The following is a 9,875-nucleotide window of genomic DNA, read 5'->3' as shown; positions in this document are numbered from 1 at the left end:
ATAATTAATTTTTGCTGTTCTGGCAAAGTTTCAATTATTTTTTCAATCCAACCTATTGAATTTTCATCTTCAATTTTTTGTTGCAAACTGGATCCGTTTTCAACATAATTCTGATGTTCAATTCTCAAATTTGATGTTCTTTTTGATTTTAAAACATCCAGACAATAATTTTTTGTAATGGTCATTGCATAAGCTTCCATACTTCCAAATTGGTTTAAAGTATCGTTTTTATTCCATAGTTTTATAAGAACATCTTGCGTTGCATCTTCAGCTTCTTCAGTGCTTATTAGTAAGCGTTTGGCCAACCTGAACAATTTGTCTTTAAAAGGTTTTACGCTATTTATAAATTCTACTTGGTTCATTTTGGTTGGTTATATATTGAAGACGACTAACTTTATTTTTTGTTACAAGATATTTAAAATATTTATTACTATTTTTACTTTCTAAATAAATTTAAAATAATGAGAAACATTATTAAGGCTTCGATACTCTTCATTTTAACATTGACAGCTATAGCTAGTTGTACAGATTATGATGATGAAATTCAATCACCAATTCAGAATTTTATATGGAAAGGTTTGAATTTATATTATTTATACCAAGCTCAGGTTCCAGATTTGTCTGATGATAAATTTTCTACTCAAAAAAATCTTGACGATTTTTTAAGTACAAAAGGTAGTCCAGAGAATTTGTTTGAAAGCTTAATTTATAATAGAAAAAATATAGATAAATACAGTGTCATTTTTTCAAATTATGTTGAATTAGAACAAATTTTGAGTGGCAATTCAAAAAGCAATGGCTTAGAAATTGGTTTTACTTATAAAAATACAACAACAAATGAAGTTTTTGGATTTATTAAATATGTAATGCCCAATAGCGATGCTTCCTCAAAACCTATTCAAAGAGGTACTATTTTTTATGGAATTAATGGCGTTGCGATGACTCAGGACAGAACAACCAAGCAAAATAATTTCAGTCAGCCTTTAAATAATGATACTTATACAATAAATTTAGCCGATTATGATAATGGCAATATCACCCCAAATGGACAATCAATTACTTTTACCAAAACCGATTACAGCGAAAATCCAGTGTTTTATAAAAACGTTTATACTGTTGGAGCAAAAAAAGTGGGTTATTTGATTTACAACGGATTTTACAGCAATTATGAAACAGAATTAAATAATGCTTTTGCCTATTTTAAAGGAGAAGGTGTTACCGATTTTGTATTGGATTTGCGATACAATTCTGGTGGATCAATTGATACTGCTACAAGATTAGGTAGTATGATAACTGGACAATTTGCTGGACAGGTTTTTTCTGAGCAACAGTGGAATACTAAAATTCAGCCACAATTTTCTGCCAATCAATTGCAAAATTTATTTTTAAATACATTAAAAAATGGAGCCGCTTTAAATTCAATTGGTATGACCAAGGTTTATATTTTGACTACTTCTAGAACTGCCTCCGCTAGCGAATTGGTTATGAATTGTTTGAAACCATATATTAATGTAGTTCAAATTGGTGTAAAAACAACTGGAAAAAATGTGGGTTCCATAACAATGTATGATTCTCCAAATTTTTCAAAAAAAGGTGCCAATCCAAACCATACTTATGCCATGCAACCCATTGTTTTAAAAACTGTAAACAAAATTGGTTTTGGTGACTACGCAACTGGAATTGATCCTGACATTTCAAATATATTGCCTGAAAATTATGGTAATTTAGGTCAACTTGGAGATGTTTCAGAACCGTTACTTGCCAAAGCTTTAAATTTGGCTACATTAAGAATTGGCAATCAAACTCAAAACTATAAAATTTATAATGAAATTTTTGACAACTCTGTTCGAGATTTAGATTCTGAAATGTATTTAGATAATTACCCAGAAGGTTTAGCGAAAATCTTGAAATAAAAAAAATGGCTTTCGGTATCGAAAGCCATTTTTATTGTTAATTGAAATAAAAACTATTTGGTCCTACACCAACATCAATTGATTTTTGTAAAGTACCGGTAAGTGAATAAATATATACTTTTCCATTCACATCAAAAGCAGGAGAATCCGCTACGAAAATTCTATTTTTATTTACTGAAAATCCATACATTTCTCCATAAGTAGAAGTCGAAGTGTAAGTCAAAATAGGTGTTGTGGATGGAGTAGTTGTAGCAATATCCATAGAATAGACGGACTTGCCAGAAGTGTAATAAATTTTATTTTCGTAAATATCTAAATTTTTCACATTTTCTAAAGAAAAAGGCAAAGTTGTAAAAGTTTTGTCAGATAATTTAATTTTAACCAATTCGCTATTTACACCAAATGGATTTCTTACTACATATAAAAAACCATTGCTTATTTCCATAGAGTTCGCACTATCTCCAATATTAATTGGCGTTTCCAATGTTTTTGTAGTAGTATTAACAACCAACACATTGGAATTATTGTAAGATTCTATAATATACAGTTTTCCACTGTCATTAATTATTTTATCTGCAGTTGTATTCAGCGGAATGGAAGTTTCTAAAGTATTATTTGATAAATTAATTACGGCAACAAAATCGTCAGTAGCATTTGTTGGACTGTCGTATGAATTCGCATTGGTAATGTAAGCTTTTCCATTTACAACCACACCATATCTTGGATTTACCAAGCCAGTTGTAATTTTGCCTATTAATTTGAAAGTTTTTCTATCAACAATAGTAATTCTGTTTGAGCTACCAGAAATAATATAAGCCTTTTCGCCATCAAAAAACATCGATTGAATATAGCCTCCCAAAGCATCGTTTGAATTTACATCGCCATAAACATCCTGTTGCACAGTGTTTAAATCATTACTTATAAAACCAACAGTTCCTTTTGCTCCGGATCCTTCATTAATTACAAAAAAACCGTTTTCATAAGCGCCAGGTACTGGTGCAACTGGAACATCATCATCGTTTGTACAGGAGAAAAACAATGGAAAGCTTAATAAAGCTGTTAAAAATAATTTGCTAATTTTCATTTAATTAAAATTTGAAGTTTGTTAATATATTAAAATTTCTGCCGGGCATAAACCTGCCTTCGACACTTTGGTATTTTTGATTTAAAATGTTGGCTATTTGAAAACCCACTTTTAGCGATTTTAAAATGTTGTAATCAATACCAATATTGGATATTTTATAGGCTTTGACAATTTGTTTTGGATTATTATCCAGTAGTGTATACACAAATCCGTTATATACAAATTGATAGTTTACATATGCTTTGGCGAAACCATACCCAAATGAACCAGTCATTTTATGAAACGGTACATAATACAACTGTTTGTTCGTTTCTAGATCCTTCGAAATAGTGTACGCATAAGTTGCATTGATATTGAAATAATGTTTATAAAAATTATATTTCCAATTTAAAATACTTTCCAAACCATAGGTATTTATTTTTTTTAAGTTCACTGGCGACCAATTCCCATTCGTTGCTGGTTTCCAACTAATGAAATCTTCAATTTTAATAAAATAGGCAGTTTGCGAAAAAGTAATTTTTTTATAACTGAAAACATTTCCAATTTCGGCTTGGTACGAAGATTCAGGTTTTAAATTTGGATTGCCGAAACCGCCACCTCCACTGTAATACAAATCGTTGTAAGTTGGAATTCTAAAATTTTTAGAAATATTGAGTTTTAATTCATAAAAGGAATTGAATCGATAAGCATTTCCTAAAGAAAATAAAATTGGCGATTGGTAAGCGGAAGTAGTTTCTTTCCTAATGACTAATTCAGTTTGCCAATTGTCTAATTTACGAGTCAATAATAGAGAACCTGAACCAATTTCTCTTATTTTATTGTCGATACTTGTACCAAAACCTTTTGAATGATTATAATCTAAAACAGTATTTAAATGTATTGATTTCGAAATTTTATATCCAAAATCGACTTTAGAAATGAGACTTTCTACTTTTCCAGAACTAAAATTATCATTTAGAATATTTCCATAATATTGATAGTTTTCGTAAGTAAAAGCATTTTTAATATTGACTGTAAATCGATTGTATTTGCCATCAAATTCCAATAAATTCCGACTCGATTCATCTACATATTTGGTTTTGGTATCAGACTCATAAATCAAAGAGAAATTCCTAAATACGCTAGAAGTTTGACTGTAAAATTTTAATTTATTATTGGAATTTATCTTGTACGCAAAATTCGCTGTCCAGTTATTGTTGTTGTATTCACCATTCAAATTTTTTCTTTGGTTTCCTTCCCAATCAAAAACGCCAACATAATCATAATCATTACTGGAACTATTTCTTGAAAAACCAACTTGGGCAACTATATTATTGGTACTTATTTTGGAATTAAAATGAATTCCGAGTGTGTTGAAACTTCCATAATCAAGTTGCAATTCATTTAAAATATCATTGTTAAAAACCAAATCGTTATTCAAATGAATACTTCCGCCAATAGCACTACTTCCGTAAATTGGGCTTCCGCCACCAGCACGAACAACAATATTATCAAAATTTCTTGTTGAAATTGTATTGAAATCGGTTTGACCATTCAATTGAGAATTGATGTTTATTCCGTTCCAAATTACAGCGGTTTGCTGTGCAGTGGTTCCTCGAAAAGAAGGCGAAGAAACCATTCCCAATCCGTTTTCTTTAAAATAAATAGTAGAATTATAATTCAATAAAGAAGTAAGTGAAGGTTTATTTTGATTTATAATAGAATCAGAAAGTATAATTAAGTTTTGAGAAGAGGAATATTTTTTCAGGTAAATATCAGACACAATAACTTCTTGTAATTTATTTACAATAGTATCTTGCGCCAAAACAAATTGACTACAAAGCATACAAAATAATAAAACCAGATTTCTTAAAGTCATATTTCCAGAATCCTATCTCCCGAGGATTCGATATTGATTAAGAATTTAGGCAGGTCTCCTGGCTTGCGTCTTGTTGTTTACCTTCCCATTTTATATTAGATTTAAGATATTAGATTTGAGATTTAAAAAAATCAAAATTCTGAATTCTAAAATCTACATTTAAAACAGTGGTTTTGTAGATAACAACAAGCTTAATAGCTTACAGTTGCGGGAACAGCTCAGGATTTGAGATTTTAATTTTAGATTGTATTTAAAAAGCTAAAATTTAAAATCGTTACCTGATTCCCTTTTAATTCCTTCTTTTATAAAAAGATAGAAACCTCAATTCGGTTGCAAAGATAGGTTAAAGTTTGAATAAAAAATAAATTTTATTTTTATACCCTAATAGTTTTACATTTGCAACAATTACAAAATGATTATAATGAATCCAAGTTTTCTAAAAATATTTTTTCTTTTTATTCTAACAACTTTTGTTGGATGTAAAAAAAATGCTGAAATTTCAAATGCTGCAAAATTTAAAATTTCAAACTCAATTCAGTACGCAAAAGGCTTAGAAATATATAAATACTCAGGTTTTTCGGTTTTAAAAGTTAAAAATCCATGGCCAAAAGCCAACAAAGATTATAGCTATATTCTTCAAGAAAAAAACGGAATTATTCCTGATAGTTTAAAGCAAAACACAATTATTCAAATTCCTGTGAAAACAATTGTAGTTACTTCTACAACACACATTCCATCGTTAGAAATGTTGGGTGTAGAAAATACTTTGATTGGATTTCCAAATCTCAATTATATTTCATCCCCAAAAGTAAGGGCAAGAATTGATTCTGGAAATGTTGAAGAATTAGGAAATAACCAATCTTTAAATATTGAAGTTGCTATCAATTTGGCTCCATCAATTATTGTGGGTTATGGTATTGATAACAATAATTCCAGTCTAGATAATTTACAAAAAAGTGGTTTAAAAGTAGTTTTAAACGGCGATTGGAACGAGCAATCTCCGCTTGGAAAAGCAGAATGGATTAAGTTTTTTGGCGCTTTATATGGTCAAGAACAAAAGGCTTTATCAATTTTTGAAAAAATAGTAAAGGATTATAAGAGTACTTTAACTTTAGCTGAAAAAGCAAGCTCAAATCCTACGGTTTTATCAGGTGCCATGTTTCAAGATGTTTGGTACATGCCACAAGGCGAAAGTTGGGGTTCGGTATTTTTAAAAGATGCAAAATCAAATTATTTGTGGAAAGACACCAAAGGAACTGGCAGTCTGTCGCTTTCATTTGAAACCGTTTTAGAAAAAGGGCAAAATGCTGATTTCTGGATTCAAGGGCAATTTTCAACACTAGATGAAATTGAGAAAACCAATAAACACTACACCCAATTTAAAGCTTTTAAAACTAAAAATGTGTATTCGTTTGGCAATAAAAAAGGGAAAACTGGTGGAAATTTATTCTATGAATTGGCACCAAATAGACCAGATTTGGTACTGAAAGATATTTTAAAAATGGTTCATCCAGAATTATTACCAAATTATGAAATGTCTTTCATTGAAAAATTAAAATAATTGAAACTTCATCAAAAATACAGTTTTCTTTTTGGCATGCTACTCTTGTCATGGTTGCTGTTATTGGTATTGAATATTAGTTTTGGCTCGATAGCCATTCCAGTTAAAGAAGTTTTAAAAAGTTTAACAGGATCTCAAGCTTCAAAGGAAACTTGGGAATATATTATTTTAAATTATAGATTGCCCAAAGCCATCACAGCTATATTAGTTGGCATGGGATTGTCAATTTCTGGATTATTAATGCAAACCTTGTTCAGAAATCCACTGGCTGGTCCTTACGTTTTAGGACTAAGTTCTGGTTCTAGTTTGGGTGTTGCGTTTGTTATTTTAGGAGCTGGATTTTTGCCTAGTTTTGTTGCGGAATATTTTTTATCATCCTACGGAATTATGTTGGCTTCTTGTCTAGGTAGTTTTTTGGTCTTGTTATTAGTTTTGTTAGTCTCAAGTAAACTAAGAGATACAACTTCAATATTAATAGTCGGATTAATGTTTGGGAGTTTTAGTGGTGCAATAGTCAGTGTTTTAGCATATTTTAGTTCAGCAGCAGAATTGCAAAAGTTTACATTTTGGTCTATGGGAAGTTTGGGAAATTTATCTTGGAATCAAATATTATTGCTTTTCACTTCAGTTATTTTTGGCTTATTTCTTAGTTTTACAAACATTAAATCGCTTGATGCTTTATTATTAGGTGAAAATTATGCCAAAAGTATGGGAATCAATTTCCGAAAATCGAAATTCATAATCATTATTGCTACGAGTATTTTGGCTGGAAGTATCACTGCTTTTGCTGGTCCAATTGCATTTGTTGGTTTGGCTGTTCCACACATTGCAAAGATAATTTTTAAAACCAGTAGTCATTCTGTTCTATTTTGGGGAACTTTAATTTTGGGAGCCATTGTCATGCTTTTTTGTGATATGGTTTCACAATTGCCTGGATCAGATATTATATTGCCCATAAATGCGATTACATCAATTGTAGGTGCGCCAGTAGTCATTTGGTTATTGGTTAGGAAGAATCATTTTTCTTAATTAACCTTTAAGAAAATAAATTTATGAAAAATAATAAAACCATACTTTCCACTTCAAATTTATCTATTGGCTACAAATCCAAACAGGAAACAATTACTATTGCAAACAGCTTAAATTTAAACTTAATTGAAGGTAAATTAATTACTCTTGTTGGAGGGAATGGTATAGGAAAATCAACATTATTAAGAACTTTGACTGGCATTCAAAAACCAATTGTTGGAGAAGTGTATTTGAATGAAAAAAATATTGAAAATTATTCATCATTAGCATTGGCTCAAAATTTAAGTGTGGTGCTCACAGAAAAATTGCCTCCAAGCAATTTAACCGTTTATGAATTGGTTGCTTTAGGAAGACAACCTTACACCAATTGGATAGGGAAGCTTTCAGAGCTTGACATTGCAAAGATTGAAAATGTGATTCAACTTACAGGAATTAAATCTTTTCAAACCAAAAGACATTATCAAATAAGTGATGGTCAGTTGCAAAAAGTATTAATTGCAAGAGCATTGGCGCAAGATACGCCACTCATTATTCTTGACGAACCAACTACTCATTTGGATTTGTTGCATAAAGTTGCTGTATTCAAATTATTAAAAAAACTCAGCGAAGAAACAGGAAAATGTATACTTTTTTCAACACATGATATCGATTTGGCTATTCAATTGAGTGATGAAATGATAGTAATGACAACTGATAATTGCATTCAAGATGAACCTTGTAAATTAATTAAAGACGGTATTTTTAACACATTATTTGTAGATCAAAATATTTTTTTTGACGAAGAAAAAGGAAAATTTATCTTCAAACAATAAATTATTGAAGATGTAAAAATTTATTTCATTAAGATTACTTTCACATTCTAATTGGGTAATAATTCCTAATTTTATAAGAAATATAAAATGCTATGAAAAATTTATTCGTGTCAATGTTTTTAATGACAATTTTTGCTTCCAGCGCACAATTGAAAACAGTAACTTATTCAGACGAAAGTCAAAAACTGGAAGGTTTACTATCCAATCCTAAAAAAATAAATTCCAGAAAAGCAGGAATTCTGCTTTTACCAGCTTGGATGGGAATTGATAATAATGCCAAAGAAAATGCCGCTGAACTTGCAAAAATGGGCTATATAACCTTTGTAGCAGATATTTATGGTGTAGATAAAAGACCAACTAGTCAAAAACAGGCTGGGGAAATGTCAGGTTATTTCAAAAAAAATTATCTTGAATATCAAAAAAGAATCCAACTCGCTTTGGATCAATTGATAAAAGCTGGAGCCAATCCAGAAAAAATTGCAGTCATAGGCTATTGTTTTGGAGGAACTGGCGCTGTAGAAGCTGCCAGATCCAATTTAAAAGTAAATGGAGTTGTTTCTTTCCACGGAGGTTTGGGTAGAGATGCTTCAAGAACTATAGAAAAAATTAATCCAAAAGTCTTAATATTGCAAGGTGCAGACGATATGTATGTGCCTGAGGCAGATGTAAAAGCTTTTCAAGATGAAATGCGGACTGCTAAAGCTGATTGGCAAATGGTTTACTATGCCAACTCTGTTCATGGATTTACCCATAAAGATGCTGGAAGTGACAATAGCAAAGGAATGGCATACAATGAAAAAGCTGCAAAAAGATCCTGGATTGCTATGTCAGATTTTTTTAATGAAATTTTTCAATAAAAATAATTTTTCAATTTTAAAATCAGAAAAAAATGCCATTGTAAAAATAAATTTACAATGGCATTTTTAAATTTTAACTATATTAGAAAGAATACGTAGTTGCCAATAAAATAGAAGCTGCAGAACCTGTAGCATTTCCGTTTGATTTTTTGAAAACATCTTTACCAGCAGCATCAAATCTAACTTCGGGGATGAAAGTAAAATTACCTTCTTTGTAGTTTAATGATAATGTATTTGCAATTACATTGTTATCGTTAACACCTAAAGCAAATCCATCTTTGTCATCAAAATATTCCAGTCTGTAGGCTAAACTAGCCTTAGCATTTAGAGCGTAACTTAAATAACCTATTGCAGAAAACCAATTTGCATCATTAGCACTTAGATTATCATCTTTAATCATAGCGTAAGTACCGTTAAAACCCAGAGCGAATTTATCGCTGACTTTTCTAGTGGCTACGATATCAATTTGAGAAACATTGTATGCTGGTGATGGATTTGTACTTCCAGAGGTGAAATTAAGAAAAAGTGTGCCAGAATCTACTACATATCCAACTTGACCAATAAAAGTTTTTTGCTTTGTACCTGCTTCTGTAGCGGTTTTAAAATCGGTCGGATTAGTTACACCAGCCATAAAAGAAAATTTCCCAGAAGTGTACTGTGCTTTTACACCAGTATTAAAAAATGGTCCTTTCGTAAAAGCATAGGACATACTGTAATTTTTATTATCTACAGCATCTACCAGTTCATATCCAATGTGTGTT

General features: G+C 30.6%; 9 protein-coding genes and 1 riboswitch. Of the genes, 5 read left to right on the top strand and 4 right to left on the bottom strand.

The genetic code is table 11. The annotated features are described in order from the left end of the window. The coding region (locus tag RMN92_RS10890; protein ID WP_309609472.1) for a sigma-70 family RNA polymerase sigma factor at positions 1 to 362 on the bottom strand (362 nt) is incomplete at its 3' end. A gap of 99 nt (positions 363 to 461) precedes the next feature. Between RMN92_RS10890 and RMN92_RS10885 the strand changes: the two genes are divergently transcribed. Further along, positions 462 to 1,913 (top strand): S41 family peptidase, encoded by a 1,452-nt coding sequence (locus RMN92_RS10885; RefSeq protein WP_309609471.1) that lies wholly within the window; start codon positions 462 to 464, stop codon positions 1,911 to 1,913. Positions 1,914 to 1,950: 37 nt separating this feature from the next. Here the strand turns inward: RMN92_RS10885 and RMN92_RS10880 are convergent, their stop codons facing one another. Beyond that, positions 1,951 to 2,997: a DUF5074 domain-containing protein gene (locus RMN92_RS10880; protein ID WP_309609470.1), complete on the bottom strand. Its 1,047-nt coding sequence runs from the start codon at positions 2,995 to 2,997 to the stop codon at positions 1,951 to 1,953. Between the two features lie 4 nt (positions 2,998 to 3,001). Beyond that, positions 3,002 to 4,855, bottom strand: coding sequence for a TonB-dependent receptor domain-containing protein (locus tag RMN92_RS10875; protein WP_309609469.1), 1,854 nt, complete (start codon positions 4,853 to 4,855; stop codon positions 3,002 to 3,004). A 30-nt stretch (positions 4,856 to 4,885) separates the two neighbouring features. Further along, positions 4,886 to 5,194: riboswitch (cobalamin riboswitch) on the bottom strand. Positions 5,195 to 5,276: 82 nt separating this feature from the next. Between RMN92_RS10875 and RMN92_RS10870 the strand changes: the two genes are divergently transcribed. From RMN92_RS10870 to RMN92_RS10855, 4 genes are all read left to right on the top strand, one after another. Next, complete coding sequence (locus RMN92_RS10870) at positions 5,277 to 6,416, top strand: ABC transporter substrate-binding protein (protein WP_309609468.1); 1,140 nt, start codon at positions 5,277 to 5,279, stop codon at positions 6,414 to 6,416. A 36-nt stretch (positions 6,417 to 6,452) separates the two neighbouring features. Beyond that, positions 6,453 to 7,445 carry an iron chelate uptake ABC transporter family permease subunit gene (locus tag RMN92_RS10865; RefSeq protein ID WP_409024861.1) on the top strand — a complete coding sequence of 331 codons (993 nt, stop codon included), beginning with the start codon at positions 6,453 to 6,455 and terminating at the stop codon, positions 7,443 to 7,445. 23 nt (positions 7,446 to 7,468) lie between these two features. Next, positions 7,469 to 8,257, top strand: a complete 789-nt coding sequence (locus tag RMN92_RS10860; protein ID WP_309609466.1) for an ABC transporter ATP-binding protein — start codon at positions 7,469 to 7,471, stop codon at positions 8,255 to 8,257. A 92-nt stretch (positions 8,258 to 8,349) separates the two neighbouring features. Further along, positions 8,350 to 9,114 (top strand): dienelactone hydrolase family protein, encoded by a 765-nt coding sequence (locus RMN92_RS10855; protein ID WP_309609465.1) that lies wholly within the window; start codon positions 8,350 to 8,352, stop codon positions 9,112 to 9,114. Positions 9,115 to 9,196: 82 nt separating this feature from the next. Here the strand turns inward: RMN92_RS10855 and RMN92_RS10850 are convergent. After that, on the bottom strand, positions 9,197 to 9,875 hold a 679-nt coding region (locus tag RMN92_RS10850), incomplete at its 5' end, for an outer membrane beta-barrel protein (RefSeq protein ID WP_309609464.1).

Source organism: Flavobacterium sp., assembly GCF_031363805.1.
In the GTDB taxonomy this organism is placed as follows: domain Bacteria; phylum Bacteroidota; class Bacteroidia; order Flavobacteriales; family Flavobacteriaceae; genus Flavobacterium.
The sequence above is the reverse complement of the archived record's forward strand: the minus strand, read 5'-3'. Positions and strand labels throughout refer to the sequence as shown.

Bases quoted from the DNA above. Each gene is read 5' to 3' on its own strand.
- RMN92_RS10885 (WP_309609471.1), top strand. From the start codon at position 462: ATGAGAAACATTATTAAGGCTTCGATACTCTTCATTTTAACATTGACA.
- RMN92_RS10865 (WP_409024861.1), top strand. From the start codon at position 6,453: ATGCTACTCTTGTCATGGTTGCTGTTATTGGTATTGAATATTAGTTTT.
- RMN92_RS10855 (WP_309609465.1), top strand. From the start codon at position 8,350: ATGAAAAATTTATTCGTGTCAATGTTTTTAATGACAATTTTTGCTTCC.
- RMN92_RS10860 (WP_309609466.1), top strand. From the start codon at position 7,469: ATGAAAAATAATAAAACCATACTTTCCACTTCAAATTTATCTATTGGC.
- RMN92_RS10880 (WP_309609470.1), bottom strand. From the start codon at position 2,997: ATGAAAATTAGCAAATTATTTTTAACAGCTTTATTAAGCTTTCCATTG.
- RMN92_RS10875 (WP_309609469.1), bottom strand. From the start codon at position 4,855: ATGACTTTAAGAAATCTGGTTTTATTATTTTGTATGCTTTGTAGTCAA.
- RMN92_RS10870 (WP_309609468.1), top strand. From the start codon at position 5,277: ATGAATCCAAGTTTTCTAAAAATATTTTTTCTTTTTATTCTAACAACT.